Annotated in this window: 24 protein-coding genes and 2 pseudogenes; 10 read left to right on the forward strand and 16 right to left on the reverse strand. The window is 73.5% G+C overall.

Annotated features, from left to right (window positions below):
* Positions 1–21: 21 nt before the first annotated feature.
* From G7Z13_RS06395 to infC, 4 genes are all read right to left on the reverse strand, one after another.
* A complete protein-coding gene (locus tag G7Z13_RS06395) occupies positions 22–870 on the reverse strand; it encodes an RNA methyltransferase (protein WP_165996881.1) in 849 nt (282 codons plus the stop codon).
* Positions 871–1023: 153 nt separating this feature from the next.
* Positions 1024–1407, reverse strand: coding sequence for a 50S ribosomal protein L20 (rplT, locus tag G7Z13_RS06400; protein ID WP_016642495.1), 384 nt, complete (start codon positions 1405–1407; stop codon positions 1024–1026).
* A 98-nt stretch (positions 1408–1505) separates the two neighbouring features.
* The gene (rpmI, locus tag G7Z13_RS06405; RefSeq protein WP_003977225.1) at positions 1506–1700 is read right to left on the reverse strand and encodes a 50S ribosomal protein L35; all 195 of its coding nucleotides are present in this window, start codon (positions 1698–1700) and stop codon (positions 1506–1508) included.
* Positions 1701–1812: 112 nt separating this feature from the next.
* Positions 1813–2463, reverse strand: a complete 651-nt coding sequence (infC, locus tag G7Z13_RS06410; protein ID WP_166004705.1) for a translation initiation factor IF-3 — start codon at positions 2461–2463, stop codon at positions 1813–1815.
* A gap of 388 nt (positions 2464–2851) precedes the next feature.
* Here infC and G7Z13_RS06415 point away from each other — a divergent pair, with 388 nt between their 5' ends.
* Complete coding sequence (locus tag G7Z13_RS06415) at positions 2852–3199, forward strand: DUF1844 domain-containing protein (protein WP_165996883.1); 348 nt, start codon at positions 2852–2854, stop codon at positions 3197–3199.
* A 22-nt stretch (positions 3200–3221) separates the two neighbouring features.
* Here the strand turns inward: G7Z13_RS06415 and G7Z13_RS06420 are convergent, their stop codons facing one another.
* The 3 genes from G7Z13_RS06420 to G7Z13_RS33550 all read right to left on the reverse strand — a co-directional run bounded on the left by G7Z13_RS06420 (position 3222) and on the right by G7Z13_RS33550 (position 7507).
* Entirely contained in the window at positions 3222–3953 is a 732-nt protein-coding gene (locus G7Z13_RS06420) for an SseB family protein (RefSeq protein WP_165996885.1), read from the reverse strand.
* Positions 3954–4481: 528 nt separating this feature from the next.
* Entirely contained in the window at positions 4482–5723 is a 1242-nt protein-coding gene (gene mycP / locus G7Z13_RS06425) for a type VII secretion-associated serine protease mycosin (RefSeq protein WP_165996886.1), read from the reverse strand.
* Positions 5720–7507 carry a hypothetical protein gene (locus G7Z13_RS33550; protein WP_240926130.1) on the reverse strand — a complete coding sequence of 596 codons (1788 nt, stop codon included), beginning with the start codon at positions 7505–7507 and terminating at the stop codon, positions 5720–5722. The genes mycP and G7Z13_RS33550 overlap by 4 nt, the downstream gene beginning before the upstream one ends.
* A 264-nt stretch (positions 7508–7771) precedes the next feature.
* Between G7Z13_RS33550 and G7Z13_RS06435 the strand changes: the two genes are divergently transcribed.
* Positions 7772–8974 carry an amino acid deaminase/aldolase gene (locus G7Z13_RS06435; protein WP_165996888.1) on the forward strand — a complete coding sequence of 401 codons (1203 nt, stop codon included), beginning with the start codon at positions 7772–7774 and terminating at the stop codon, positions 8972–8974.
* A gap of 18 nt (positions 8975–8992) precedes the next feature.
* On the opposite strand, the gene G7Z13_RS06440 is transcribed toward G7Z13_RS06435, so the two are convergent.
* From G7Z13_RS06440 to G7Z13_RS06455, 4 genes are read right to left on the reverse strand one after another with little or no spacing between them, the layout of a single operon-like run.
* On the reverse strand, positions 8993–9937 hold the full coding sequence (locus G7Z13_RS06440) for a DUF2510 domain-containing protein (RefSeq protein ID WP_166004709.1): 945 nt from the start codon (positions 9935–9937) through the stop codon (positions 8993–8995).
* Positions 9938–9966: 29 nt separating this feature from the next.
* Positions 9967–10758 carry a 3-oxoacyl-ACP reductase gene (locus G7Z13_RS06445; RefSeq protein ID WP_165996890.1) on the reverse strand — a complete coding sequence of 264 codons (792 nt, stop codon included), beginning with the start codon at positions 10756–10758 and terminating at the stop codon, positions 9967–9969.
* The gene (locus G7Z13_RS06450) at positions 10755–12143 is read right to left on the reverse strand and encodes an aldehyde dehydrogenase family protein (protein ID WP_240926131.1); all 1389 of its coding nucleotides are present in this window, start codon (positions 12141–12143) and stop codon (positions 10755–10757) included. The genes G7Z13_RS06445 and G7Z13_RS06450 overlap by 4 nt, the downstream gene beginning before the upstream one ends.
* 8 nt (positions 12144–12151) lie before the next feature.
* Complete coding sequence (locus tag G7Z13_RS06455) at positions 12152–13516, reverse strand: glutamine synthetase family protein (RefSeq protein ID WP_165996893.1); 1365 nt, start codon at positions 13514–13516, stop codon at positions 12152–12154.
* A gap of 77 nt (positions 13517–13593) precedes the next feature.
* Between G7Z13_RS06455 and G7Z13_RS06460 the strand changes: the two genes are divergently transcribed.
* Both G7Z13_RS06460 and G7Z13_RS06465 read left to right on the forward strand, forming a co-directional pair.
* Complete coding sequence (locus G7Z13_RS06460) at positions 13594–14355, forward strand: FCD domain-containing protein (protein ID WP_240926132.1); 762 nt, start codon at positions 13594–13596, stop codon at positions 14353–14355.
* 118 nt (positions 14356–14473) lie between these two features.
* Positions 14474–15202, forward strand: coding sequence for a gamma-glutamyl-gamma-aminobutyrate hydrolase family protein (locus tag G7Z13_RS06465; RefSeq protein ID WP_165996897.1), 729 nt, complete (start codon positions 14474–14476; stop codon positions 15200–15202).
* Between the two features lie 26 nt (positions 15203–15228).
* On the opposite strand, the gene G7Z13_RS06470 is transcribed toward G7Z13_RS06465, so the two are convergent.
* Positions 15229–16245 carry a LysR family transcriptional regulator gene (locus G7Z13_RS06470; RefSeq protein ID WP_240926133.1) on the reverse strand — a complete coding sequence of 339 codons (1017 nt, stop codon included), beginning with the start codon at positions 16243–16245 and terminating at the stop codon, positions 15229–15231.
* Between the two features lie 70 nt (positions 16246–16315).
* On the opposite strand from G7Z13_RS06470, the gene G7Z13_RS06475 reads away from it, so the two are divergent.
* Entirely contained in the window at positions 16316–17440 is a 1125-nt protein-coding gene (locus G7Z13_RS06475; RefSeq protein WP_165996899.1) for a TDT family transporter, read from the forward strand.
* Here the strand turns inward: G7Z13_RS06475 and G7Z13_RS06480 are convergent.
* From G7Z13_RS06480 to G7Z13_RS06495, 4 genes are all read right to left on the reverse strand, one after another.
* The gene (locus G7Z13_RS06480; RefSeq protein ID WP_165996901.1) at positions 17352–18167 is read right to left on the reverse strand and encodes a helical backbone metal receptor; all 816 of its coding nucleotides are present in this window, start codon (positions 18165–18167) and stop codon (positions 17352–17354) included. The two genes, G7Z13_RS06475 and G7Z13_RS06480, sit on opposite strands and share 89 nt — an antisense overlap.
* On the reverse strand, positions 18164–18733 hold the full coding sequence (locus tag G7Z13_RS06485) for an XRE family transcriptional regulator (RefSeq protein ID WP_165996903.1): 570 nt from the start codon (positions 18731–18733) through the stop codon (positions 18164–18166). The genes G7Z13_RS06480 and G7Z13_RS06485 overlap by 4 nt, the downstream gene beginning before the upstream one ends.
* A 419-nt stretch (positions 18734–19152) precedes the next feature.
* Positions 19153–20982 (reverse strand): ABC transporter permease/substrate binding protein, encoded by a 1830-nt coding sequence (locus G7Z13_RS06490; RefSeq protein ID WP_165996906.1) that lies wholly within the window; start codon positions 20980–20982, stop codon positions 19153–19155.
* Positions 20982–22055, reverse strand: a complete 1074-nt coding sequence (locus tag G7Z13_RS06495) for a glycine betaine/L-proline ABC transporter ATP-binding protein (RefSeq protein WP_165996908.1) — start codon at positions 22053–22055, stop codon at positions 20982–20984. Before G7Z13_RS06495 ends, G7Z13_RS06490 begins: the two co-directional genes overlap by 1 nt.
* A gap of 184 nt (positions 22056–22239) precedes the next feature.
* On the opposite strand from G7Z13_RS06495, the gene G7Z13_RS06500 reads away from it, so the two are divergent.
* The 5 genes and pseudogenes from G7Z13_RS06500 to G7Z13_RS06515 all read left to right on the forward strand — a co-directional run bounded on the left by G7Z13_RS06500 (position 22240) and on the right by G7Z13_RS06515 (position 26599).
* The gene (locus tag G7Z13_RS06500; RefSeq protein ID WP_206313012.1) at positions 22240–23772 is read left to right on the forward strand and encodes a recombinase family protein; all 1533 of its coding nucleotides are present in this window, start codon (positions 22240–22242) and stop codon (positions 23770–23772) included.
* Positions 23773–23943: 171 nt separating this feature from the next.
* A pseudogene (locus G7Z13_RS33555) lies at positions 23944–24356 on the forward strand (DUF6879 family protein); the annotation flags it as partial.
* Between the two features lie 16 nt (positions 24357–24372).
* Positions 24373–25031 (forward strand): annotated as a pseudogene (locus tag G7Z13_RS06505) (helix-turn-helix transcriptional regulator); the annotation flags it as partial.
* A 263-nt stretch (positions 25032–25294) separates the two neighbouring features.
* Entirely contained in the window at positions 25295–25549 is a 255-nt protein-coding gene (locus G7Z13_RS33565) for a hypothetical protein (protein WP_240926561.1), read from the forward strand.
* Between the two features lie 120 nt (positions 25550–25669).
* The gene (locus G7Z13_RS06515) at positions 25670–26599 is read left to right on the forward strand and encodes a 5'-3' exonuclease (RefSeq protein ID WP_165996911.1); all 930 of its coding nucleotides are present in this window, start codon (positions 25670–25672) and stop codon (positions 26597–26599) included.
* Positions 26600–26603 lie beyond the last annotated feature (4 nt).

Consider the following 26603-nt stretch of genomic DNA (forward strand, 5'->3'; position numbering starts at 1 on the left):
GGCGGGCCCGGCGGCAGCGCCTCAGCTCTCGGTGACGGTCCGGCACCCGCCGAAGGCGCGCTGTGCCCGGGCCGAGGCATACAGACATACGGCGGCGGCGGTGGCGAGGTTCAGGCTCTCCGCCTTGCCGTGGATCGGGACGCGGACCACGGCGTCCGCGAGGGCGCGGGTCTCCTCCGGCAGGCCCCAGGCCTCGTTGCCGAAGATCCAGGCGGTGGGGCCGCCCATGCTGCCCTTGTCCAGTTCGTCGTCGAGGTCGTCGGTGCCGGCCCCGTCGGCGGCGAGGATGCGCACCCCGGCGTCCTTGAGCCCGGCGACGGCCCGCTCGACGGGCACGCCGACGGCCACCGGCAGGTGGAACAGCGAGCCCACCGAGGCGCGTACGGCCTTGGGGTTGTACAGGTCGACGGAGGCGTCGGTGAGGACGACCGCCTCGGCGCCCGCGGCGTCGGCGCAGCGCAGCACGGTGCCGGCGTTGCCGGGGTCGCGGACGTGGGCGAGGACGGCGACCAGCTTGGGCCGCGCCGTCAGGATCTCCTCGAACGGGGTGTCCACGAACCGGCAGATCCCGACGAGTCCCTGCGGGGTGACGGTGGTGGAGATGTCGGCGATCACCTGCTCGGAGGCGAGGTGGACGCGGGCGCCGGCGTCGCGGGCCTCGCCGACGATGTCGGCGTACCGCTCGGCGGCCTCGACGGTGGCGAACAGCTCGACGAGGGTGTCCCCGTACGCCGCGGCCTCGCGCACGGCCTGCGGTCCCTCCGCGAGGAACAGCCGCTCCTTGCCCCGGAAGTTCCGCTTGGCCAGCCGCCGGGCGGCGGAGACGCGGGGGGAACGGGGGGAGATCAGCTCGGGGCTGGCGGGGGGCATCCTCTTCTTCACCTTCAGCAGTTCAGGTTCGCGGTCTTGCGGGTCTTCACCACACAGCGACGCACAACACAGCAACGGACAACACAGCAACGGACCCGCGGGCACACAGCCCACGGGTCCGTTCGCTCACGTCGGCTCAGCGCCGGCGCCGTGTCACGCGGCCTTGGGCGCGTTGACGTCCGACGGCAGCGCCTTCTGCGCGACCTCGACGAGCGCGGCGAACGCGTTCGCGTCGTTGACCGCCAGCTCGGCCAGGATCTTGCGGTCGACCTCGATGTTCGCGGCCTTCAGACCCTGGATGAAGCGGTTGTAGGTGATGCCGTTGGCGCGGGCAGCGGCGTTGATGCGCTGGATCCACAGCTGGCGGAAGTCGCCCTTGCGCTTCTTGCGGTCGTTGTAGTTGTAGACCAGCGAGTGGGTGACCTGCTCCTTGGCCTTGCGGTACAGGCGCGAACGCTGACCGCGGTAGCCGGAGGCCTGCTCGAGGATCGCCCGGCGCTTCTTGTGGGCGTTGACTGCCCGCTTGACGCGTGCCACTTTTTAACTCCTTGTAGCGGGGTCGCGGTTGTCCTCACACGACCCGGAAATCGATTGGGTCCCGGTGTCTCGGTGGATCAGGCGCTGGGCGCCCGACCTCACTTGCCGAGAAGCTTCTTGATCTTCGCGGCGTCGCCCGGGGCCATCTCGGCGTTGCCGGTGAGGCGACGCGTCACGCGGGACGACTTGTGCTCGAGCAGGTGGCGCTTGCCGGCGCGCTCGCGGAGCACCTTGCCGGAGCCGGTGATCTTGAAGCGCTTGCTGGCACCGCTGTGCGACTTGTTCTTCGGCATAGCGCCGTTCTCTCCTCGTCGGTGGCGCTCCGGTGCCCGGTCGCGAGAACCGGGCACGGTGGAGCGTCGTACTTGTTTCGGATACTGCCTCGGGACTCGGAAGTCCCCGGAATCACGCCTCGGCGGGTTCCTCGGCGGCAGCCTCGGGGGCGGCCTCGGCGTCGGCAGGGTTCTGCGAACGACCGGGGTTGGCCTTCGCGGAAGCCTTGCGGGCCTCCTGCGCCTGGCGTGCCTCGGCCATCGCCTCGGTCTTCTTCTTGTGCGGACCGAGGACCATGATCATGTTGCGGCCGTCCTGCTTCGGGTTCGACTCGACGAAACCGAGGTCCTGGACGTCCTCCGCGAGGCGCTGCAGCAGCCGGTAGCCCAGCTCGGGCCGGGACTGCTCGCGACCACGGAACATGATCGTGATCTTGACCTTGTCGCCCTGCTTGAGGAACCGGACGACGTGACCCTTCTTGGTGTCGTAGTCGTGCGGGTCGATCTTCGGCCGGAGCTTCATCTCCTTGATGACCGTGTGCGCCTGGTTCTTGCGCGCCTCACGGGCCTTCATGGCCGACTCGTACTTGAACTTCCCGTAGTCCATGAGCTTGCACACGGGCGGACGGGCGTTCGCCGCGACCTCGACCAGGTCCAGGTCGTACTCCTGCGCAAGCTCCAGGGCCTTGGCAAGCGGCACGATGCCGACCTGCTCGCCGCTGGGACCGACAAGTCGCACCTCGGGAACGCGAATCCGGTCGTTGATGCGGGGCTCGGCGCTGATGGATCCTCCTCGGTAGCACCACGCGGCGGTCTGGCGGACAGCCGCGTAACGTCTGTGTTCGTTAGACCTAACCGCGCCGAAGCAGAAAAAATGCCCCGGACGATCACAGGCGGGGCTCCTCGAACTGCTACCGGAGCACCGCCGCGATCACCGCGGGGCGCGCATTCGGACGGATCGCCGCCTCGGGGACGGGACCGTCTGACCGGTGACCCGCCGCCCCTGGGGGCGGTCAGGTGGGAGTTCGAAAGCCTCCACTTGTGGGCCGGGCTCGTGAACTGTGAGGCACACGTGTCCGACCGGTCGTTACACAAGGTTAGCAGCCTCGCCCGCAAAGGGCTAACCGAGGCTGACTACGACCGGTCCCTGCGCAGCACCTATGGTGAACGCCATGAGTGAAGAGACGCCCGACTTCGACGCCATGACCCGCGACATCGCGGAGGTCCCCGCCGTCGAGGTGATCGTGACGGTGGCCGTCAACCTGATGAGCGCCGCCGCCGTGAAGCTCGGTCTGACCGAGGAGGGCGACAAGCACAAGGACCTGGACGAGGCCCGCAAGCTGATCCACGCGCTGGCCGGCCTGCTGGACGGCAGCGCCACCGAGATCAGCTCGTTCCACGCGGCGCCGCTGCGCGACGGTCTGAAGTCGCTCCAGCTGGCGTTCCGCGAGGCGTCGATCGTCCCGGACGAGCCGGGCCAGGGGCCGGGCGAGAAGTACACCGGCCCGGTCTACGGCTAGGCGCCGGCTGCCGCTTCACCATTCATCCGCGTACGTACAAGGGCTCGCCCGGCGGCGTGGTCCCGGCCGGCAGCAGTGCCAGGTCGAGGCCGTGCACCAGGCGGGCCCTCAGTGTCTCGTCGGCGGCGAGCCGCCGCGCCACGGCGCGGGCGGTGTCGGCGGGGGCGGCGGCCGGGTCCAGGACGAGCGCGAGGGTGCCGTCGGCCTGACCGGGGCCGAGGTGGGCGCGGAGCACGGACGGCTCGGCGGCGACGGCGGTGCGCACCGCCTCCAGGACGGCCGGGTCGGCGAGCGGATCGGTGGTCGTACGGCCCTCCGCCAGCGCCAGCAGCGCCGGGCCGGTCAGCTCGAACGGCACGGGTCCGGCCAGGTCCAGGACGACCGTGTCCGCCTTCTCGTGCGCGGCGGCCTGGAGCGCCTGGTGCAGCGGTACGGCCACGGGGCGGGCCTGCGGGTCCCAGCGGGCGAGGGAGTCGGTGGAGGTGAACGCGGGCAGCGCGGTGCGGCCCGCGGCCTTCAGCGTGGGGACGGCCATGTCGCTGGTCTTCTCGCGGCGCAGCCCGTTCTCGTCCTCCTCGACCTCGCCGAGCACGGCGACGACGGGCACGAGCAGCCGGGCCCCCTTGAGGGCACGCAGCACCGGCTCCACGGCGGTACGGTCCTGCGCCCAGGCCGCGAGCGCCGCACTCAGCCGCGGATCGGCGGAGCCGTCGTCGTCGGAGAAGCCGGGGTCGGGAATGTTCTTGTTCGCCACCTCACCGACCCTATCGGCACGCTCAGGGGGGTGACGGTGGGGGCTGCGGGGGGGGGCGGCTGCCGAGGGGGCGGCTGCAGGGGCGTGGCTTGGGGGCTTGGGGCTGGGGGCTGGTGCTGAGGGCCGGACGCCGGGGACCGGAAGCCGAGGGCCAGGGGCCCGGGGCCGGAAGCCGGGGCCGGGGGCCAGCGGTCGGGGGGCAGAGGAGCGGCCGACGGCTGGCGGCCAGGGGCCGGAGGCCTGAGGCCAAAGGCCGAGGGCCAGGGGCTGAGGGTCGAGGGCCGGAGGGCGGGGGCCGGAGGCCGGCGGCCAAGCAGGGGGCAGGGGCCGTGGGGACGCGGTGGTGCTGCGGCCCGGCCGCTGCAGGGCGGTACGGCGCCCTGGGATGCGGCATCTCGGTGCGGCGCCTCGGCGCGGGGGATGCGGCAGTGGGCTGGGCGCGGCGGGTGGGCCGGTGTGGTGGTGTGGTCGGGGCCGGGTGCGGCCCGCGCCCGGGGCGGCCAGCGCAGGTCTGCGGGTGGGGCCGGTTCAGTAGTCGGTGGGGTGGGGGCGGCGGCCTCGCCACAGGATCACGGCGGCTACGAGGAGGACGCCGCCGGCGCTTCCGGCGAGGGGGCCCGCCCAGGCGGTGGTGCCGGAGTCCTCGGCGGTGGTGTCGGGGCCGGGGCCGAAGTAGGGCTTCTTGTAGGCGGTCGAGTGCAGGCCTGCCGGTTCCAGGCGGGCGGCGGCCTCGATGGCGGCGGCGGGGTCGATGAAGCCGAAGCCGCGGGAGTCGTCGCGGCCGTCGGCGGGGGCGTTGCGGGCGGTGTCTTCGAGGAGGCGCTTGATCTGGGCCGGTGTGAGGTCCGGGTGGGCCGCCTTGACCAGGGCGACGGCGCCGGAGACGAACGCGGCGGCGGCGCTGGTGCCCCAGCCCTCGTAGTACTTGCGGTCCGGGTCGGCGATGACGACGTCGACGCCGGGGGCGCTGACCGTGGCGTACCAGCGGCGGGTGGAGAACGAGGCGCGGGTGCCGAACTTGTCGACGGCGGTCGCGGCGATGACGCCAGGGTAGGCGGCCGGGTACGAGATGTGGTCGCCCTTCTCGCCGCCGTTGCCGGCGGAGGCGACGACCACGGAGCCCTTCCGCAGGGCGTACTGGACGGCCTCGTCCTCGGCCGGCTCGGGGTGCGCGGAGGCGGAGTCGTCGCCCAGGGAGAGATTGATGACGTCGGCGCCCTGGTCGGCGGCCCAGCGGATGCCGTCCGCGAGGGCGTTGCCGCGGGTCTTGCGGGCCTTGCCGCGCGCCGGGTCGCCGTCCTCCAGGATCACCCGGACGGGGAGGATCTTCGCCTCGGGCGCGATGCCCATGACGCCCTCGGTGCCGCCGTAGCCGTGTCCGTGCCCGGCGATGATCCCCGCCATCGCGGTGCCGTGCCGGGCCCACGCGCGGTCACCGCGCCGCGCGCCGAAGCCGACCATGTCCCGGCCCTCCAGGACGTTCCCGGCGAGGTCCGGGTGGGTGGCGTCGACGCCGGTGTCGAGCACGGCGACGGTGATGCCCGCGCCCTTGGTGGTCTGCCAGGCCTGGCGGGTGTGCAGGGCGTCCAGGGCCCACTGCTGTGCGCGGATGCTGTCGGCGTGCGCGGCGGTGGGCGGCACCAGGGCGACGGAGGCGGCGAGGAGGGCACTGAGCAGGGCGGCGCGGCGGGTCCCGCGGCCGGTCCCGCGGCGGGGCGTCCGGCCGGCTGCCCGGCCTGCTGCTCGGCGGTGCGTGGTGCGGCGGGTCATGAGGGCTGCTCCGTGGCGGCGACGACGGACTTGCGCAGGCTCCGTTCGACGCGGTCGGCGAGGCCCTTCGCCTCGTGGCCGAGGCCTGCCTGGGCGGGGGCCGTGGTGGCGCCGGAGGCCATCGCGTCGGCGGCGGGCTGCGGTTCGTCCACGGCGCGGCCGTCGGCCCAGCCGGAGACGGCGTAGACGACGACGGGGGCGTCGGTGAGGACCGAGAGGGTCCACGAGGCGCGCTGGGCGTCGCCGAAGCCGGCGGCCGCGGTGCCCTTCGCGGCGTAGGGGCGGGGCATGAGGTCGGTACGGCGGTACAGGCCCTCGTCCTCGAAGCGTGCTTCGAGGGAGCGCATGCCGGCGGCGTCGGCCTTGGTGAAGAGCAGGCCGACGGTGGTGACGTGGCTCTGGGTCGCGTCGGTGTAGGTGGCGCGCAGCAGGCGTGCGCAGCCGGCGGGGGCGAGGGCCTTGCGCAGCAGCGGGTCGAAGGCGTCCGCGCAGCCGCCGTCCGGGGCGACGGCGATCCGGGTCCAGGTGCGGTCGGCTCCGCCGGGACCGGCGCCGCGGCCGACCACGGTGAGCGGGAACAGCCGGTCGACGGGCACGTTGTGCCAGAGTCCGGCGGCCGTCGCGAAGGCGCCGCGCTCACCCGCGTCCGGGGAGTCGCCGACGAGCCAGCTGCCGGTGACCGCGCCGCCGATCAGGCCGAGCCCGAGGACGACGCAGGCGGCGGCCGCGACCGTGTGCCGGCGCACCCGGCCGCCGAGCGGGCGGAACGGAGGGGGATCGCCGAAGGGGTCGCCGAGGGCGTGGGTCATCGAGAGTCCGGGGGCTGGTGGCGCGCTCCAGGAGTGACGGAGGTCCGGTGCCGCCGGGCCCTGACCGGCCTGGCTTCCGCCCTGACTCCGGCTCTGGTCCCGGTCTTGGCCGTGGTCCCGGCCTTGGTCACGGCCTTGGTCCCGGCCTCGGCCTTGGCTCTGGCCGGGGAGCCGGGCGGGGCGCTGGGCGCGCGCCGGGTGCGACGCGTGCGCGGGTTGCGCCGGGTGCGACGGGGCGCGGTCCGGCCGGCGCGCGGCGCCTTCGCCGCGCGGGGGCGCGGCCGCCTCACGCCGGTCGTGCTCCGCGGTCACGGCGGCCGGCCGGCGTACCGATTCGGCCGGTGCGGCGGCGCGGCCGGGGTCCGGCGTGGCGGAGGGCTCCGGCGGGACGGGGCGCAGCCGGGTGGTGCGCTCGGTCTCGGTCTCGGTGGCGGCGGCGTCCGCGGAGCGCGGCGGTACGGGGCCGCGCGGCGGCGGAGGCGGCGTGTCCGGGAAGCGGGCCGAGGCGGGCGGCGGGGGCGGGGTGAGCGGGGCGCCCTCGGGGCGGCGGGGCGCGCGGGCGTCACCCGAGCCGCGGGAACCAGGGGAAGCGCTGGAGGCACGGGAGGCGCCGAACCCACCGGAGCCGCCGGAGCCGACGGAGCCACCCGAGCCCCCGGCGGGCTCCGCTCCCGCGGCCGGAGCCGGACCCGAGGCGGCACGGCGGGCACCCAGCCGGGCCGAGCCGTCCCCGGCGGTGGTCGCGCCGCCCGGCTGCCCGCCCGGCACCGAGCCGGTGTCGCCGTGGGCGGCGGACGGGGTGGCGGCCGAAGCCGAGCCCGGGGCGCCGAGGGCGGCCGGGGCGTGCGCCTGGGGCGGCGCACCGGCCGAGCCCGCGGCGGGGCGCGGCGACGGCGTGACGGATGGTGCGGTCGTGGGAGCCGGAGGTGTGGCCGGGCGCGGGGGAATGGGGGCGTGCCGCGCGTCCGTGCTCATGCGCCCCCCGTTTCCTCCTGCCGGGCCCGCTCCTCGCACGGGGCCACCGTCCGCCGGTACGCGCACCGCCCGTCCTCACGCCGCACGCGTACCCGCACGGCCGGACCGCCTTCCGGCGCGGGCACCGCCCTGGGGTCGTTCCGCCGTGCGTGCGCGCCACTTTACGGCGTGCCCGCGCCGTTGCGGGAACCAGTCCACGACCGCGGGGCATCTGCCCGGAACATCCCCCTACCCTGCGGTAATCCTGTCTGGCAGGCTTCGTTCATGACTGCGCGCGCCGCCGACCGGGCCCGTTACGACCGGGCCACCGCCCATCTCGACGCCCCGCTGGCGATCGTGGACCTGGACGCTTTCGACGCCAACGCGGACGACCTGGTCCGCCGGGCCGGCGGGAAGCCGGTCCGGGTGGCCAGCAAGTCCGTGCGCTGCCGGGCGCTGCTCGAACGCGTCCTGGCGAATGACGGGTTCTCGGGTGTCATGTCCTTCACCCTCGCCGAGTCCCTGTGGCTGGCCCGGTCGGGGTTCGACGACGTCCTGCTGGCGTATCCGTCCGCCGACCGGGCCGGGTTCGCCGAGCTGACGAGCGATCCCAAGCTCGCCGCCGCCGTGACCGTGATGGTCGACGATCCGGCGCAACTCGTCCTGATCGACGGGGCGCGGGACGGCGGGCGGGAAGTGGTGCGGGTGTGCCTGGAGCTGGACACCTCGCTCAGGCTGTTCGGCGGGCGGGTCCGGGTCGGGGCCCGGCGCTCCCCGCTGCACTCCCCCGCCGAGGTCGCCGAGCTGGCGCGTTCGGTGGCCCGGCGGCCGGGTTTCGAGGTCGTCGGGATCATGGCGTACGAGGGTCATGTCGCCGGGGTCGGGAACGCGGTCGCGGGGCGGCCGGTGCGCTCGCGGGCGGTCCGGCTGATGCAGGCGGCGGCGCGGCGGGAGCTGGCGGAGCGGCGGGCGGCGGTGGTGCGCGCGGTGCGTGCGGTGGTGCCGGGGCTGGAGTTCGTCAACGGCGGCGGCACGGGCAGTGTGCAGTACACCGTGGCGGAGGACGCGGTCACCGAGGTCGCGGCCGGGTCGGGGCTGTATGTGCCGCGGTTGTTCGACAACTACACGTCGTTCAGCGGGCGTCCGGCCGCGCTGTTCGCGCAGCCCGTCGTCCGGCGGCCGGGTGTGGGCGTGGTGACGGTACTGGGCGGGGGCTATCCGGCGTCCGGCGCGGCGGGCCGGGACCGGCTGCCGGTGCCGTATCTGCCGGAGGGGCTGCGCTACGACCCGCAGGAGGGCGCCGGCGAGGTGCAGACGCCGCTGCTGGGCTCGCCCGCCGACGATCTGCTGATCGGCGACAAGGTGTGGTTCCGGCACGCGAAGGCCGGTGAGCTGTGCGAGCGGTTCGACGCGCTGCACCTGGTGGAGGGCGACCGGGTGACGGCGACCGTGCCGACGTACCGCGGCGAGGGCCGTACGTTCCTCTGAGCCTCCGAGCTGCCGTGCTCAGGGACCGACGCTGCTGCCGACGCCGCCGCCCGGATCGGTGTCGCCGGTGACGCGGATGCCCTCGGTGAGGCGGTCCATGTCGGTGAGCGGCGGCCCGTCCTCGCCCGCGTCGAAGACGTAGCGGACGATGACCGGCGACTCGGTCCCGACGCTGGACTGGAAGGCGAGGGACTGGACGTAGCCGCCGGGCCCGTCCGCGGTCTCGACCCGCCAGCGCACGAAGTAGCCGGCGCGGCCCGCGACCGCGACCGGTCCGGAGCCGACGACCTGGTGGGACTCGATGCCGCCGTGCGGGCGCCGGCCGAGGGCGTCGCGGTCGTAGGCCTCGTCGGCGGCGTCGGCGATGTCGTCCTCGGCGAGGGCTTTCGGGGAGGTCTCGTCGGTGGCGGTGGCCGTCCGGGAGAAGACCATGCCGTGCCGGCACAGGCCGACGCCGCTCGGGCAGTCGTAAGTGCCGTCGGTGGTCATCACGACGTCGTCCTGGCTGACGTGGCGGGGCCGGACCCAGCCGTCGAGCAGCGGGAAGGTGTGGCCGTTGAGCTGGTCCTCGACGACGGCCGGGCCGGCGGCGGACGGCTCGGAGGGGGTGGCGGAGGCGGCGGGTGACGGCGGCGGGGAGGACTCGGGGGTTGTCGGGGGCAGGGCCGTGGGGGTGGTCACCGGGCCGGGGCCGCCCTCCCCGTCCTCCTTCAGGAAGACGGCGCCGGTGACGATCGCCGCGACGAGGACGGCGCTCGCGACGGTGAGGGCGATGGCCCTGGACCGCGCGGTGCCGCCGCCCGGCACGGTGGGCGGCGGCGGGCCCGGGACGGGCGGCGGGCCCGGCACCGGGTGCCCGGCGGGTTCCGGGGCGCGCTGGTGCTCGGTCCAGGCCGTGCCGTCCCACCAGCGCTCGGCGTGCGGGGCCGAGGGGTCGCGGTACCAGCCGGGCGGCGGTGTCATGCTCATATCCCGGCACTGTAGGCGCAGTGCTACAGCGGTGTGACGTACGCCCCCGAGATCCCGCCGTCCACCAGGAAGTCGGTGGCGTTCACGAAGGAGGAGTCGTCGCTGGCGAGGAAGGCGACAGCGGCGGCGACCTCCTCGGCCTCGGCGAACCGTCCGAGCGGGATGTGCACCAGGCGGCGGGCGGCCCGCTCCGGGTCCTTGGCGAACAGCTCCTGCAGCAGCGGCGTGTTGACGGGTCCGGGGCACAGGGCGTTCACGCGGATGCCCTCGCGGGCGAACTGAACGCCCAGCTCGCGGGACATGGCCAGAACCCCGCCCTTGGAGGCGGTGTAGGAGATCTGGCTGGTGGCCGCGCCCATCCGGGCCACGAAGGACGCGGTGTTGATGATGGAGCCCCTGCCCTGGCGCCGCATGTAGGGGATGGCGGCCTTGCAGCACAGGTAGACGGAGGTGAGGTTGACCTCCTGGACGCGCTTCCAGGCCTCCAGGCCGGTCTCCAGGATGGAGTCGTCGTCGGGCGGGGAGATGCCGGCGTTGTTGAAGGCGATGTCGACGCTGCCGTAGGTGTCGTGGGCCGCCTTGAACAGCGCCTCCACCTGTTCGGGGTCGGTGACGTCGACCTTCACGAAGAGGCCGCCCACCTCCTCGGCGGCCGCCTTGCCGCGGGTCTCGTCGACGTCGCCGCAGACGACGTGCGCGCCCTCGGAGGCGAGCCGGCGGGCACTGGCGAGGCCGATGCCGCTGCCGGCTCCGGTGACGACGGCGGTGCGGCCGACGAGCCGGCGGCAGAGGCTGTCAGAGGTCTGAGAGGTCACTGTGCGGGGCCCTCCGTGCTGGTGGGGACGGTGCTGATGAAGACGTTCTTGGTCTCGGTGAAGGCGGTCAGGGCGTCCGGGCCGAGCTCGCGGCCGAGGCCGGACTGCTTGAAGCCGCCGAACGGGGTCCAGTAGCGGACGCTGGAGTGGGAGTTGACGGACAGGTTGCCGGCCCGGACGGCCTGCGAGACGCGCAGGGCGCGGCCCACGTCGCGGGTCCAGACGGAGCCGGACAGACCGTAGTCGGTGGCGTTGGCCAGCGCCACGGCCTCCGCCTCGTCCTCGAAGGGGAGGACGACGGCGACGGGCCCGAAGACCTCCTCGACGGCCACACGGGCGGCCGGGTCGACGCCGGTGAGGACGGTGGGCGGGAACCAGAAGCCGGGGCCCTCGGGCGCCTTGCCGCGGATGCCGGGCGCGTTCCGGTCGACGTAGCCGCGGACCCGCTCCAGCTGGGTCCGGGAGATCAGCGGGCCCATGTCGGTGGTCTCGTCGGCCGGGTCGCCGACGGTGACCGCCTCGACGGCGGGGGCCAGCAGCTCCAGGAAGCGGTCGTGTGCGGAGCGCTGGACGAGGATGCGGGTGCGGGCGCAGCAGTCCTGGCCCGAGTTGTCGAGGAAGGCCATGGGAGCCGCTGCGGCGGCGGCCTCGATGTCGGCGTCGGCGAAGACGATGTTGGGGCTCTTGCCGCCGAGTTCTAGGGTGACGCGCTTGAGGTGGGCGGAGCCCTTGGCCAGCACCTGCTTGCCGACGGCCGTGGAGCCGGTGAACACGATCTTCGCCACGCCGGGGTGCTCGACCAGCGCGTTGCCCGCGACGGGGCCGTGGCCGGGCAGCACCTGGAAGAGGTGGTCCGGAAGGCCGGCCTCCAGGGCGAGTTCGGCGAGGCGCAGCGCGGTGAGCGGGGTGGTCTCGGCAGGTTTGAGGATGACCGCGTTGCCGGCGGCGAGGGCGGGTGCGGTGCCCCAGGCGGCGATCGGCATCGGGAAGTTCCAGGGGGCGATCACGCCGACCACGCCGAGCGGTTCGAGGATCGTGACGTCGAGTCCGCCGGGGACCGGGATCTGGCGGCCGGTCAGCCGCTCCACTCCCCCGGCGGCGTAGTCGAGCAGATCGCGGACGTTGCCGGCCTCCCAGCGGGCGTTGCCGATCACGTGGCCGGCCTCGCGGACTTCGAGGCGGGCCAGTTCCTCCAGGTGGTCGTCGACGGTGACGGCGAACCGGCGCAGCAGCCGGGCCCGGTCGCCGGGGGCGAGCGCGGCCCACGCCGTCTGCGCCTTCGCGGCCCGTACGACGGCCCGGTCGACGTCCTCCGCGCCGGCGGCGGGGACGGTGGCGACGACCTCCTCGGTCGCGGGGTTGAGCACCTCGAGGGTGTCGGTCACGGGTTGCCTCACATCCGTTCGAAGGAGCGGCGCAGCTCCCAGTCGGTCACCGCGGCGTCGAAGGCGGCCAGTTCGACGCGGGCCATGTTGTGGTAGTGGTCGACGACCTCGGTGCCGAAGGCGGCCTTCGCCACGGGGCTGTTCTCCCACAGTTCGGCGGCGTCGCGCAGGGTGGTCGGGACCTGTTCGTAGCCGGCGCTGTAGGCGTTGCCCGCGCACGGCTCGGGCGGCTCCAGCTCCTGCTCGACGCCGTGCAGGCCCGCGGCCACCATCGCGGCGACCGCGAGGTACGGGTTGACGTCGCCGCCGGGCAGCCGGTTCTCGAACCGCAGGGAGCGGCCGTGGCCGACGACGCGCAGGGCGCAGGTGCGGTTGTCGCGCCCCCAGGCGACGGCGGTCGGGGCGAAGGAGCCGGGCTGGAACCGCTTGTAGGAGTTGATGTGCGGGGCGTAGAGGAGGGAGAAGTCGCGCAGGGCGGCCAGCTGTCCGGCCAGGAAGTGCCGCATGAGCGGGGACATGTGGTGCGGACCGTCGCCGGCGAAGGCGGGGCGGCCGCCGGTGTCCGTCAGGGACAGGTGGATGTGGCAGGAGTTGCCCTCGCGCTCGTTGTACTTCGCCATGAAGGTGAGGGACATGCCCTCCTGGGCCGCGATCTCCTTGGCGCCGGTCTTGTAGACCGCGTGCTGGTCGCAGGTGACCAGGGCCTCGTCGTAGCGGAAGGCGATCTCGTGCTGGCCGGGGTTGCACTCGCCCTTGGCGGACTCCACGGTCATCCCGGCGCCGGCCATCTCGTTGCGGATGCGGCGCAGCAGGGGCTCGACACGGCCGGTGCCGAGCACGGAGTAGTCGATGTTGTACTGGTTGGCCGGGGTGAGGCCGCGGTAGTTCGCGTCCCAGGCCTGTTCGTAGGTGTCCTTGAAGACGATGAACTCCAGCTCGGTGCCGACCTGCGCGGTCAGGCCGAGTGCGGCGAGCCGGTCGAGCTGGCGGCGCAGGATCTGGCGGGGCGCGGCCACGACCGGGGAGCCGTCCTCCCAGGCGAGGTCGGCGACGACGAGGGCGGTGCCGGCGTGCCAGGGGACGCGGCGCAGGGTGGTCATGTCCGGGCGCATGGCGAAGTCGCCGTAGCCGCGGTCCCAGGAGGACATCGCGTAGCCGTCGACGGTGTTCATCTCGGCGTCGACGGCGAGGAGGTAGTTGCAGCCCTCGGTGCCGTGTCTCATCACCTCGTCGAGGAAGAAGCGCGCGGCGAACCGCTTGCCCTGGAGGCGTCCCTGCATGTCCGGGAAGGCCAGGACGACGGTGTCGATCTCACCGCCCACGACGAGGGCGTGCAGCTCCTCGACGCTCAGCGGGGGTGTGCGGTCTGCCACGGGGAGGGCCTCCTTCGGTCAGCCGGGAGCCCTAAGGTATGAGTGACGACCATTACTTGGGAAGGGGGTGCGGGCCTGTGCCACACGATCCGGTGGAAGCCGCCGGTGCGGTAACAGCGGGTACGGGACCCGGCGACCGGCTGGCCCCCGTGCTGCGGCCGGTTCGCGCGGGCAACGGCTTCGAGGAGGCGCTGGAGCAGATCCTCCAGATCCTGCGGCTCGGCCTGGTGCGCGGCGGCGAGCGGTTGCCGGCCGAGCGGGAGCTGGCGGAGCGGCTGGGGATCAGCCGGGTGACGCTGCGCGAGGTGCTGAAGGTGCTCCAGGAGCAGGGGCTGGTGGAGTCGCGGCGCGGCCGGTACGGCGGGACGTTCGTGCGGGAGCGCGCGGACGCCGTCGGCGAGGACGAGCTGCGGCGCCGGGTCGCGGGGGTCGACCTGGAGGACGTCCTGCGCTTCCGGGAGGTGCTGGAGACCGGGGCGGCCGGGCTGTGTGCCGTGCACGGGCTGACGGACGCGCAGGCGGAGCGGCTGCGCGCGGCGCTGGCCGGCACCCGTGACGCCCCGCTCGCCGACTACCGCCGCCGCGACACGCTGCTGCACCTCACCCTCGCCGAGCTGTCCGGCTCTCCCACGCTGACCGCGCAGTACGCGGCGGTGCGGGCCACGGTGAACGACCTGCTCGACTGCATCCCGCTGCTGGTGCGCAACCTGGAGCACTCCCAGCACCAGCACACCGCGCTGGTGGAGGCGGTGCTCGACGGGGAGGCGGACGGGGCGCGGGAGATCATGCGGGAGCACTGCGCGGGGACGGCGGCGCTGCTGCGCGGGTTTCTCGGATGAGCGTCTTGCCAGGGGGCCCGTGTCTGGGCAAAGGTACGGGTCGAGTCCATTCGAACGAGTCGCGTGAACGACTCCGGTGCGGTCCAAGGCGATGCGTCGCGGTCGACGGGGAGGTCGGATGACGGACGAGCGGCCGCTGATCGGGGTCAGCACCTACCTGGAGACGGGGGCGCGCTGGGGCGTGTGGGAGCTGGAGGCGGCGCTGCTGCCCGCCGGGTACTTCCGGCTGGTGCAGCGCGCGGGCGGACTGGCGGCGATGCTGCCGCCGGACGCGCCGGACCGGGCGGCGGCGGTGGTGGCCCGCCTGGACGGGCTGGTCGTCGCGGGCGGCCCCGACGTCGACCCGGCCCGCTACGGCGCCGACCGCGACCCGCGCACCGGCCCGCCGGCCCACGCGCGCGACGCCTGGGAACTCGCCCTGATCGAGGCGGCGGTGGCGGCCCGGGTGCCGCTGCTGGGCGTCTGCCGGGGCATGCAGCTGCTGAACGTGGCGCTCGGCGGCACCCTCGTACAGCACCTCGACGGCCACGCCGAGGTGGTCGGCGTCTTCGGCCGCCACCCGGTCAGGCCGGTCCCGGGCACGCGCTACGCCGCGATCGTCCCGGAGGAGACGTCCGTCCCCACGTACCACCACCAGGCGGTCGACCGCCTGGGCACCGGGCTGCTGCCGAGCGCCCACGCCGCCGACGGCACGGTCGAGGCGATCGAGCTGCCGGACACCGACGCCTGGACGCTCGGCGTCCAGTGGCACCCGGAGATGGGCGAGGACGACCGCGTGATGCGCGCGCTGGTCCGGGCCGCCGCGACGGCCCGGCCGTCTCGCCGGAGCGAGGGAACTCGCCCGTGACCGAAGCTCTCACCGCCCCCCGCGGACTACCGGCGCGTCAGTGACAGCAGGTCGCGTGCCGGGCCCGCCGGGCGGTGGCCGGTGCGCCAGACGGCGCGGAGGTCGCGGCGAAGGCTGACGCGGTCCACGGGGACGCTGACCAGGCGGCGGGTGGACAGCTCCTCGCGGACGGACAGCTCGCTGAGGACGGCGGGGCCCGCGCCGGCGACGGCGGAGGCCTTCACGGCGGTGGTGGAGGAGAGTTCGATCAGGGGGCGGGCCAGGCCGCCCAGCGCCGCGTCGAGGACCTGCCGGGTGCCGGAGCCCTTCTCGCGCAGGACCAGCGGAGTGGAGGCGAGTTCGGCGGGCGACAGCGGCTCCCGGCGGCGGGCCCAGGGGTGGCCGGGGGCCGTGACGACGATGAGCCGGTCGCGGGCGACGACCACCGCGTCCAGTCCGGGCGGCACGGTCAGTCCCTCGACGAAGCCGAGGTCGGCCTCGTCGGACAGCAGCCGCTCGGCCACCGCGGCCGAGTTCCCGGCGAGCAGCGACACCGCCGTGTCGGGCCGCTGGGCGCGCAGCGCGAGCAGCCAGCCGGGCAGCAGGTACTCGGCGATGGTCATGCTGGCCGCCACCCGCAGGCGCGAGTCGCGCCGGTCGCGCAGCGCCTGCGCGCCCGCGTCGAACGCCTCCGCCGCCTCGACGACCCGCCGGGCCCAGTCGGTCACCAGGGCACCCGCGTCGGTGAGCCGGGAGCCGCGCGGCGAGCGGTCGACGAGGGCCACGCCCAGCTGGCGCTCCATGGAGCGGATCCGGCTGCTGGCCGCGGGCTGGGTGATGCCGACCTCGCGGGCGGCGGCGCCCAGGCTGCCGAGCCGGGCCACGGCCAGCAGCAGCTCCAGGGCACCCAGGTCGGGCACCCGGTGCGCCAGCGACCCGGTCGTCGGGGCGTAGGTGGGAGGGGCCGGCGCGGACTCCTGTGCCGCGTCGGGGTCCGTGGTGCCGCCCGTGGTGATGCCTGGGGTGCCGCCCGTAGTGCCGGGAGTGTCGCTCGTCCTGCTCATAAGGCCAGTTTATGCCCTCATAGACACATGATCCCTGGTGGGGACCGTCCGGGGACGGGAGGGTTGCGGCATGGTCACCGCAGTCCGCCACCTCGGTCCCAACTGGTACGCCTCCGTGATGGGAACCGCCGTCGTGGGCACGGCGGGCGCCGCGCTCCCGCTGCCGCTCCCCGGCCTGCGCACCGCCTGCACCGCCGCCTGGGCGCTCGCCCTCGCCCTGCTGGTGACCCTGCTCGCCGCCCGCGCCCTGCACTGGTCCCACCACCGCGACCAGGCCCGCGCCCACCTGGCCGATCCGGCCACGGCACCGTTCTACGGCTGCCTGGCCATGGCCCTGGTGTCGGTCGGCGGCGGCGCCCTCACGCTGGGCCCGGCCTGGCTCGGCGGGAGCGCGGCGCTCGCCCTGGGCGCGGTGCTGTTCGGCGTCGGTACGGCGGTGGGGCTGTGGGTCGCGGTCGCCGTGCCGTACCTGATGGCCGTACGCCACCGCGTGGAGCCGCAGCAGGCCACTCCGGTGTGGCTGCTGCCGCTGGTCGCACCGATGGTGTCGGCGGCGGTCGGGCCGCTGCTGGTGCCGCACCTGCCGCCCGGACAGGCCCGCGCGACCCTGCTGTTCGGGTGCGTCGGGCTGTTCGGGCTGAGCCTGTGCGGCACGCTGCTGATGCTGCCGCTGGTCTTCGCGCGGCTGGTCACGGCGGGCCCGCTGCCGCTCGCCCTGACCCCGACGCTGTTCCTGGTGCTGGGCCCGCTGGGGCAGTCCACCACCGCGGCCGGCATGTTCGCGGACGTCGCCCCGCTCGCCCTGCCGCACGCCCGCGACGGCTGGTTCACGCTGCCCGCCGTCCTGTACGGGGTGCCGGTGATGGGGTTCGCGCTGCTGTGGCTGGGCCTGGCCACCGCACACGTGGCGCGCGCCCGGCGGCAGGGCATGGGCTTCGCGATGACCTGGTGGGCGTTCACCTTCCCGGTCGGCACCTGCGTCACCGGCGCCGCGTCACTGGCCCGGCACACCGGCCTGGCCGTCTTCGACGGGCTCGCGGTCCTGCTGTACGGCGTGCTGGTCGCCGCCTGGGTCACGGCCGCCGCGCACACCGCGCGGGGCGTGCTCAGCGGACGGCTGCTCGCAGCGCCGCGCCCAGGACCGCCGGCGCCTCGGCCAGTGACGGCCCGTACCACGTCAGGTGCCGTCCGCTGACGAGCGCGCAGCGCAGCCCGGGGAAGGCCTCGGGGCCGTCGTCGGCGGTGAAGCGGTGCGGCTCGTCGGGCAGGACGACGAGGTCCGGGCGGGCCGCGACCAGCTCGTCGAGCGGGACGCGCGGGTAGCGGTCGGCGTGGTCGGCGTACAGGTGGTCGACGCCGAGCCGGGCGAGGACGTCGCCCGCGAAGGTGTCCCGGCCCAGCACCATCCAGGGCCGCCGCCAGACCGGCACCACGGCCGTCGCGCGGCGCTCCGGCAGCGGCGGGGACGGCAGTGACCGCGGGGACGGCAGTGACCGCCGGGACGGCAGCGACAGCACGGACGGCTGGGACTTCGCGGACGCCAGGAACGGGGACTGCGGGGACGCCCACGCCGCCTCCGCCTCGTCCAGCCAGCGCGGCCGGGAGCGCGCGCCGCACGCGGTCAGCACCCGGTCCAGCTCGCGGAAGGCCTGCGGCACGTCGCGCACCTCGGTCACCAGCACCTCCACGCCCGCGGCGCGCAGGGCGTCGAGGTCGGGGGCGCGGTTCTCCTCCTCGTTGGCGATGACCAGGTCGGGGGCGAGCGCGATGATCCGGTCGGTCTTCGGGTTCTTGGTGCCGCCGACGCGGGTGACGGCGAGACCCGCAGGATGGCTGCACCAGTCGGTGGCGCCGGCGAGCACGCCGGGCAGGGTCACGGCCACCGCCTCGGTGAGCGACGGCACCAGCGAGACGACCCTCACTGGCGGTGCCGGCCCTGGACGGCCTCGATGTGCTCCGCCACGGCCACGACCAGCACCCGGGTCTCCGGCACCGTCGCCCGCCAGCGGTGGCGCACCCCGCCGGTGAGGTAGAGGGTGTCGCCGCGGCCCAGGCGGTAGGCGCGGCCCTCCGCCTCGATCTCGACCTGGCCGTCCGCGACGTACATCAGCTGGTCGTTGCGGTGCTGGAACTCGCGGCCCGCGTCATGGTCGCCGGTGAACTCCAAGGCGTGCATCTGGTGGTGGCCGCGCACCAGCGACCGCACCTGCGGCTCGGGCGACTGGTCGGTCTCCTCGGCACGCACCACGTCGACGCTGCACGCCGGGTCGGCGGCGGCGAGGAGTTCGACGGCGGTGGTGCGCAGCGCGTCGGCCACCTTCTCCAGGGAGCCGCGGCTGGGACGCGCGCGGTCGTTCTCGACCTGGCTCAGGAAGGGCACCGACAGGCCGCTGCGTTCGGCCACGACGGCGAGGGTGAGCTCCAGGGCCCGGCGCCGCCGCCGGACGGCCGCGCCCACCCGAAGGGGCTGTTCTTTGTGGTCGCCCATCGCTCCGGCTCCCTCCTTCGCTCGTCGCGCTGTCGCCGATGAGTAGTTCTCTGCACCCTACGCATGTTCGGCAAACCGTTCACGGGGCTGTCACATCGACGTCGCACGGGGTGGGGTGCGACCTCACAGTTCGCGCCAGTGGATCAGCCGTCCCGCGCGCTCCACGGCCTCCCATCCGCACAGCTGTTCGCTCTTTTGATTCAATGCGGCAGCCGTCCCCGATGTTCCCGGAGGTGCCGGCCCGGCGCCGTTGCGGCCGGGGCCTGCTCCGGCGGCCGGGGCTCGGGCATCGGCGTAGCGCTCCGTGGTTGTCCGGATCCTTGTGGTGCGCCGCGCACACGGCGAGGGGCGGACCGCCACCACGGCCTCGGCCGTACGGTGGGGCCCGCCCCTCGCTCCGGGCGGCGGGGTCCGTCAGGTCACCCGGCCGCCTGGCTCCTGCCGCCGCGGCCGTCGACCGGGGCCCACCGGTCGACCAAGCCGGGGTTCCGCTTCAGCCAGGTGCGGACGGCGTCCTGCTCCCCGCCCTTGCCGGCCTTCTGGATCTGCGCCTCCAGGCTCGTCAGCTGCTCCTCGGTCATCGAGAAGTCCTCAAGCCAGCGGCTCACCTCGGGGTGGTCCTCGGCGAAGCCCTTCCGGGCGAGCGTGTGCACACCGTCGCCCTTGCCCCAGGCGCCGCGGGGATCCTTCAGCTTCTTCAGCTCGTACTCGCTGTACGCCCAGTGCGGCGACCAGAGGGTGACGACGACCGGCCTCCGCTGCGCGTACGCGCGCTTCAGCTCGGCGAGCATGGCGGGCGTGGAGCCGTCGACGACGTCGTACGCGTCCTCCAGGCCGTACTCCTTCATCACCTTGTTCTTGAGCAGGCCCATCATCCCGGCGCTGGGCTCGATGCCGACGATCCGGCCGCCGAAGTCGCCGGCGTGCTTCTTCAGGTCGCCGAGCGTGTCGACGTCCTTCATGTACGCCGGGACGGACAGTTCCAGCGAGGTCGGGCCGTACCAGCTGCCGAGGTCGTCGAGCCGCTTGCCGTACTTCGCCCAGTACTCGGCGTGGGTGCTGGGCAGCCACGCGTCGGTCTGGAAGTCGACCTGGCCGGTGGCGAGACCGGTGTAGAGCGGGCCGGCCGCGTACTGGGTGGCGGTGACGTCGAAGCCGCGCCGCTCCAGGATCTCCTTCCAGAGGTGAGTCGAGGCGATGCCCTCGTCCCACGGGATGTACCCGATGGTGATCTCCTCGCCCCTGCCGACGTTCGACGCGGAGGCCTCGGCGGTGCCGGCGGAGCCGCCGAGGACGCCCATGCCGCCCGCGACCAGCGCGAGGACGGCCACGCCGACGAGCGGTACGGCCGGGCGGGGGCGGTGGGTCCACAGGGCCTTGGCGCCGCTCGCCACGCGCGCCCTCGCGGCGGCGCGGCGGCCGAGCGGGGAGATCTGCGTGCCGAGGGCGCTGGTCATCCGGTCGAGGTAGACGGCGAGGACGACGATGGCGACGCCCGCCTCGAAGCCATAGCCGATCTCCAGCCGGCCGATGGCCTCGTTGACCGCGCCGCCGAGCCCGCCGGTGCCGGCCATGCCGGCGATGACGACCATCGACAGCCCCAGCATGATCACCTGGTTGACGCCCGCCATGATCGTGGGCAGGGCGAGCGGCAGCTGGACCCGCAGCAGCGTGTCCCGGGGGCTGGTGCCGAACGCCTCGGCGGCCTCCACCAGGTCCTTGTCGACCTGGCGGATGCCCAGCTCGGTCATGCGCACGCCCGGTGCGACGGCGAAGATCAGCGTGGCGATGACACCGGCGGCGGTGCCCAGCCCGAAGAAGAGGATGGCCGGGATCAGCAGCACCATCGACGGCATGGTCTGGAGCAGGTCCAGGACCGGCCGCACGGTGGCGCTGACCCGCCGGGAGCGGGCCGCCCAGATGCCCAGCGGCACGGCGACCACCAGGGCGATCACGGTGGCGACGAGCACCAGGGAGAGGGTCGACATGGCCCGCTCCCACAGGCCGAGCGAGTCGACCAGCGCGAAGCCCGCGAAGGCGAGGACGCCCGGGAGCAGGCCGCGCAGCCACCAGGCCGGCACCGCGAGGATGCCCGCGAGCAGCAGCGGGGCGGGCGCGGTGAGCACGGCGTCGATGCCGTCGTACATGCCCTCGACGAGCGTCCTGACCGCGTCGAAGAGCCAGGACAGGTGGTTCAGCAGCCAGTCGACACCGGAGTCGACCCAGTCACCGAGGTGGAACCTGGGCATCAGACGGTCACCGTCCCCTCGCGCCGGTCGTCGCAGGGCACGGGTCCGCCCTCCTCGTCGCCGAGGAAGCCGACGAGGCGCTGCCTCGGCACCACCCCGACGACCTCGCGCCCGGCGTCCAGGACGGCGACCGGGTGCGGCACGCGCGCGCTGATCGCGCACAGCTCGGTGAACGGGGTGTCCGGCGTCGCCGTCTCGCAGCCGCAGGTCCCCTCGTCGCCGCGCAGGCCGGTGTCCATCACGGCGGAGGCGGTCAGCACCCGGGAGCGGTCGACGTCCTGGATGAAGGAGGCGACGTAGTCGTTCGCGGGGCGCAGCAGGATGTCCTCGGCGGTGCCGGTCTGCACGATCCGGCCGTCGCGCATCACGGCGATGCGGTCGCCCAGGCGCATGGCCTCGTTCAGGTCGTGGGTGATGAACACGATCGTCTTCTTCAGCGTCTTCTGGAGGGTGAGCAGCTGGTCCTGCATGTCGCGGCGGATCAGCGGGTCCAGGGCGCTGAAGGACTCGTCCATCAGCAGCAGGTCGGCGTCGGTGGCGAGCGCGCGGGCCAGGCCGACGCGCTGCTGCATACCGCCGGACAGCTCGTCCGGCCAGGACTTCTCCCAGCCCGCCAGACCGCACAGGGCCAGCGCCTCGCCGGCGCGCCGCTCGCGCTCGGCGCGGGGCACGCCCTGCACGGCCAGGCCGTAGGCCGCGTTTGCCAGCACGCTGCGGTGCGGGAACAGCGCGAAGTGCTGGAAGACCATGCTGATCTTGCGGGCGCGGACCTCGCGCAGCTCGCGGTCGCCGAGCGCGGTCAGGTCCCGGCCGTCGAAGCGGACCGCTCCGGCGGTCGGCTCCAGCAGCCCGTTGAGCATGCGCAGCAGCGTGGACTTGCCGGATCCGGACAGGCCCATGACGACGAAGATCTGGCCCGGCTCCACGGTGAAGGAGGCGTCGATCACGGCCGCGGTGGTGCCGTCGGCGCGCAGCTCCTCACGGTCGGCGCCGGCGCGGAGCCGGTCGACCGCCTCGTCCGGTCGTCTGCCGAACACCTTGTACAGATGGTCGGCCTCAAGCCTGGATGACACACGAACCTCTCGTCATGGACGGCGACAAAAAGACGGAGCGACGGGCGCGGGCAACAGCTGGGTGCGCGACCGGCATCGCTCCGAGCCCGCCCCTCCCCGGGTCCTGTCGGGGCAAACGCGAAGGTGGGCCAGTTCACGGGCGAGGCGCAGGACGCAACGCGTTTCCCCGTGCCGGGTGCTGTCAGTGGCGTACGGCATGATGCGAGGCCTGACCGGACGACTGATGCTCCTCGACACCGCCTCGCCGGTCCTTACTATTACCCGCATGACAACTGCATCCCGCGGCCGCCGGGTGATCGGGTACGCACGCATCTCGAAGGCGACGGACGAGAGCACGTCGATCGAACGCCAGCGTGAGCTGATCCGTACGACCTGCCAGGCACGGGGCTGGGCACTCGCCGAGATCATCGAGGACATCGATGTCTCCGCCACCAGGACGCGGCTGGACCGCCCTGGCCTCACGCGCGTGCGCGAAGCCATCCGGTCGGGACGGGCGGACATCGTGCTCGTCTGGCGGATCGACCGCGTCGCACGGTCCGTTTCCGACCTCGCCACGCTGACCGAGGAGTGGGCAAAGGCCGGGGTCTGCCTTGTGTCGGCCACGGAGCCGTTCGACATGACGACGTCCGCCGGACGCATGCTCCTCCAGCTTCTCGGTGTCTTCGCCGAGTTCGAGGCCGCCACGATCCGCGACCGCGTCCTGGCCGCTCGGTCGGCTCTCGTGAAGGCCGGTCGCCACCCCGGCGGAGCGGCGCCGTACGGCTACCGGGTGGTCGACAACCCGGACGGCACCGGAAAGGTGCTGGAGGTCGACCCTGTCGAAGCCGCGTATGTGCGCAAGGCCGCCGACATGATCCTTGAGGGGAAGTCCCTCTACTACACGACAGCCGCCCTCAATGGCGCCGGGTCGAAGCCCCGCAAGGCCGCCGCGTGGTCCATGACGTCGCTTCGGATCGTGCTGACGCAGGACGCGACGCTCGGCTACATGACTCACAACGGAAAGCTCGTCCGCAATGACGAGGGCGAACCGGTCCAGGTCTGGGAACCGATCCTGCCGCAGGAGGACATGGCCCGCCTCCGCGTGCTCCTGGCGCCCACGAAGACGCCGGGAGGCGAGCGGAAGCGCAGGGCGCGACTGCTGTCCGGCGGACTGCTGCGGTGCTCGACCTGCGGCGGCAGGATGCGGGTGAACAGGACCGGAGGAGCGAAACCTGTCGTGCGTTACTCCTGCTCGGGCAAGTCCGACGGCACCGGTTGTCAGCGCGGCGTGTCCATCGTCGCCGAACGCATCGAGGAGTACATCACCGGGATGTTCCTCGATCTCGTCGGCCGGTATCCGGTCGTGGAGGTCCGCGAAAGCATCCGTGAGGTCGCCGACCTGGCCGCCGTCGAGGCGGAGATCAAGGCGGCGACCGCTGAACTGGCGGACGTGGACGATGACGACAGGGAAGCGGAAATGCTGGCCGACCTCCGCACTCTGAAGGTGCGGCGTAAGCAGCTCCTGTCCCAGCCGAGCGAGCCCGTCGTCGAGTACGTCGAGCTGGGCCAGACCTTCGCGGAAGCATGGGAAGCACGCGACACGGACGGCCGCCGCTCACTGTTGGAGAGCGCCATCGCGCATATCGTCGTCCGGCCCGGTACGCGTGGCCGCCGAGGTATCGATCCTCAGAGAATCGACATTCACTGGCGGGACCAGTACGGCCCTGAAGTGGACTGACCGGGACACGGGCACTCACATCGGCGGTCGACGCCCTCAGCCGGCCGTCGGGGGTCGGTCAGGCTGGCGTGCTGCTGGCCGTCTGACGGCCGTACGGGCACCCCTCCGGGCAAACCCGCCCGGGGCGGTTGGCGCGACTTCTACGACGATCCCGACGAAGCCCCGCGCGTTGCCGCGTGGAAGTCCGGTTACCGGCCCGACCCGAACGACCGGGCGTCTTGGTGGCGGCCGTGGCTGGACATGGTGTCCGAGGCTGTTGGCCGTGGAGTCGTGATCCGGCGTGCCCGGATCGTCTCGGAGCCCGTCAGCGAGTACACCCGCTACCTGTACGACGGCACATTCACAACATCGCCGCCGGTGAGCAGATCCGTTGGCTGCCCCGCCGGAATGCGTCGGATCTGTGCCTGCCGGGCAATGACTTCTGGGTCTTCGATGACCGTTTGGTTCGGTTCGGCTACTTCTCGGGCGACGGCGTGTACCTAGGCGACGAGGTCGACGACCGCCCCGCCGTGGTCAAACTCCGCTCGTCGGCGTTCCAAGCTGTCTGGGAGCGCGCCATCCCGCATGACCGCTACACGGTCTGAGGCACCACAGGCACCTATGGCCCGTTCTCCGTCGTCCAGCGTTCAGGCTGCCCGCGAGGCGGTGGCCGCCCGTTCGCGGGAGATCCGCCTGGACGCTGGGCTGACGGCGCGGCAGGTCGCCCTCCAGGCCGGCTGGCACCCCTCGAAGTCCTCACGCATCGAGAACGGCGTCACCCCACCGTCCGATGCCAACGTTCAGGCATGGTGTGGGATTTGCGGCGCCAAGGAGCAAGCAGCCGACCTGATCGCCGCGTCAGACTTCCGCAGCACCCCGAACGACGTTGTCGAAGCCGTCGCGGCCCGCATGGACCGTGCCCGCGTACTGCGCGAGGGTGACCACCGCTTCGCGATCCTCGTCGAGGAAGCCGTCCTGCGGTACCGCATGGGCAACGCGGAGGTGATGGCCGGACAGCTGGGCCACTTGCTGTCGATCATGTCGCTTCCGGCCGTCTCGCTGGGCGTGGTCCCGTTCTCGGCTGAGCGCGGCATGTGGCCGCTGGAGACGTTTTCGATCTACGACAACGATCAAGCGCAGGTGGAGCTGCTGACGGCGGCCGTCAACGTCACGGCGCCGTCTGAGATCGCGCAGTACGTGAAGGCGTTTCCCGAGCGGCGGAACTCGCCGTCTACGGTGCCGACGCACGGGCGCTGATCACTGACGCCATCGGCGCCCTCGGATGGCAGGGCGCACCATACGACCGTGTCATCGCCACCTGCTCGGTCGGCAGCGTGCCCCGCGCGTGGATCGACCAGACCAGGCCCGGCGGCGTGATCGTGACCCCCTGGGGGCCGACCTACGGCGGTGAAGCCGTCGCCCGGCCCGTCGTCGGCGACGACGGCACGGCATCGGGCCACTTCATCGGCTCCTCCGCCTTCATGCGGCTGCGCGCTCAGCGGGTCCCACGCCGCCACGTCCGTGAGTACCTCGATGGACGGAAGTGGCCCGCAGACGGCGTGCGGTCCCTGACGAAGCTGTCCCCCACTACGAGAAGGACCGGACCGAGTTCGAGGTGTACCAGTCCGGCCCGCGCAAGCTGTGGGACGAGGTCGAGACCGCCTACCGCTGGTGGCAGGAGCAGGGCCGCCCCGGCTTCGAGCGGTTCGGGCTGACCGTGGACGGCGACGACGAGCGGATATGGCTCGACTCGCCGGACAACTCGGTACCCGTCCGACCGCCGGATAGGGACGCGTAACGGCTTGCCTCTGATCGCCCCGTCCCCTGCTCCCTTGGCAGGTGGACGGGGTCTCATGTTCCTGTCCGTGGCGCCATCGATGCGGGACGCTGCGCCCCCGGTCAGTGGCATGCTGGGCGCATGTCGACCCGCCGCGAAAAATGTCTTCTGCTTGATACTCCGTCGCTCTACTTCCGCGCCTACTTCGGCGTCCCGGAGTCCGTGAAGGCCCCGGACGGCACCCCGGTGAACGCCGTGCGCGGACTGCTGGACTTCATCGACCGGCTGGTCAAGGACCACCACCCCACGCACTTGGTGGCCTGCATGGACGCCGACTGGCGCCCCAAGTGGCGGGTCGACCTCATCCCCTCCTACAAGGCGCACCGGGTAGCCGAGGAGCACCCGGCGGGGCCGGACGAGGAGGTGGTGCCGGACACCCTGTCGCCGCAGGTCCCCCTCATCGAGGCGGTCCTCGACGCACTCGGCATCGCCCGTGTCGGCGTCGAGGGGTACGAGGCGGACGACGTCATCGGCACGTACACCGCCCGCGCGACCGGCCCGGTCGACATCGTCACCGGCGACCGCGACCTCTACCAGCTGGTGGACGACGCGCGCGGGGTGCGGGTGCTGTATCCCCTCAAGGGCGTCGGCACGCTCCAGGTGACCGACGAGTCCTATCTGCGCGAGAAGTACGGCGTCGACGGCCGCGGGTACGCGGATCTGGCGCTGCTGCGCGGCGACCCGAGCGACGGGCTGCCGGGGGTGGCCGGCATCGGCGAGAAGACCGCGGCCAAGCTGCTCGCCGAGTTCGGCGACCTGGCCGGCGTGCTGGCGGCCGTGGACGACCCGCGCGCCAGGCTCACGCCCACCCAGCGCCGGCGGCTGACCGAGGCCCGGCCGTATCTGGCGGTCGCCCCGAAGGTGGTGCGCGTCGCGGACGACGTACCGCTGCCGGACGTCGGCACGACCCTGCCGCGTGCCCCGCGCGACCCGGAGGCCCTGGACGCGATCGCGGCGCGGTGGGGGCTGGGCGGTTCGCTCCGGCGACTGCTGGTGACTTTGGGGGCGTGAGGGT

The sequence above is a fragment of the Streptomyces sp. JB150 genome, assembly GCF_011193355.1.
Lineage (GTDB): Bacteria > Actinomycetota > Actinomycetes > Streptomycetales > Streptomycetaceae > Streptomyces.

Excerpts from the sequence above, each read along its gene's own strand:
- G7Z13_RS06435 (WP_165996888.1), top strand. The coding sequence starts at position 7,772 with ATGACTGCGCGCGCCGCCGACCGGGCCCGTTACGACCGGGCCACCGCC.
- G7Z13_RS06465 (WP_165996897.1), top strand. The coding sequence starts at position 14,474 with ATGACGGACGAGCGGCCGCTGATCGGGGTCAGCACCTACCTGGAGACG.
- G7Z13_RS06470 (WP_240926133.1), bottom strand. The coding sequence starts at position 16,245 with ATGAGCAGGACGAGCGACACTCCCGGCACTACGGGCGGCACCCCAGGC.
- G7Z13_RS06415 (WP_165996883.1), top strand. The coding sequence starts at position 2,852 with ATGAGTGAAGAGACGCCCGACTTCGACGCCATGACCCGCGACATCGCG.
- G7Z13_RS06395 (WP_165996881.1), bottom strand. The coding sequence starts at position 870 with ATGCCCCCCGCCAGCCCCGAGCTGATCTCCCCCCGTTCCCCCCGCGTC.
- G7Z13_RS06475 (WP_165996899.1), top strand. The coding sequence starts at position 16,316 with ATGGTCACCGCAGTCCGCCACCTCGGTCCCAACTGGTACGCCTCCGTG.
- mycP (WP_165996886.1), bottom strand. The coding sequence starts at position 5,723 with ATGACCCGCCGCACCACGCACCGCCGAGCAGCAGGCCGGGCAGCCGGC.
- G7Z13_RS06490 (WP_165996906.1), bottom strand. The coding sequence starts at position 20,982 with ATGCCCAGGTTCCACCTCGGTGACTGGGTCGACTCCGGTGTCGACTGG.
- G7Z13_RS33550 (WP_240926130.1), bottom strand. The coding sequence starts at position 7,507 with ATGAGCACGGACGCGCGGCACGCCCCCATTCCCCCGCGCCCGGCCACA.
- rpmI (WP_003977225.1), bottom strand. The coding sequence starts at position 1,700 with ATGCCGAAGAACAAGTCGCACAGCGGTGCCAGCAAGCGCTTCAAGATC.
- G7Z13_RS06485 (WP_165996903.1), bottom strand. The coding sequence starts at position 18,733 with ATGGGCGACCACAAAGAACAGCCCCTTCGGGTGGGCGCGGCCGTCCGG.
- G7Z13_RS06440 (WP_166004709.1), bottom strand. The coding sequence starts at position 9,937 with ATGACACCGCCGCCCGGCTGGTACCGCGACCCCTCGGCCCCGCACGCC.
- G7Z13_RS06515 (WP_165996911.1), top strand. The coding sequence starts at position 25,670 with ATGTCGACCCGCCGCGAAAAATGTCTTCTGCTTGATACTCCGTCGCTC.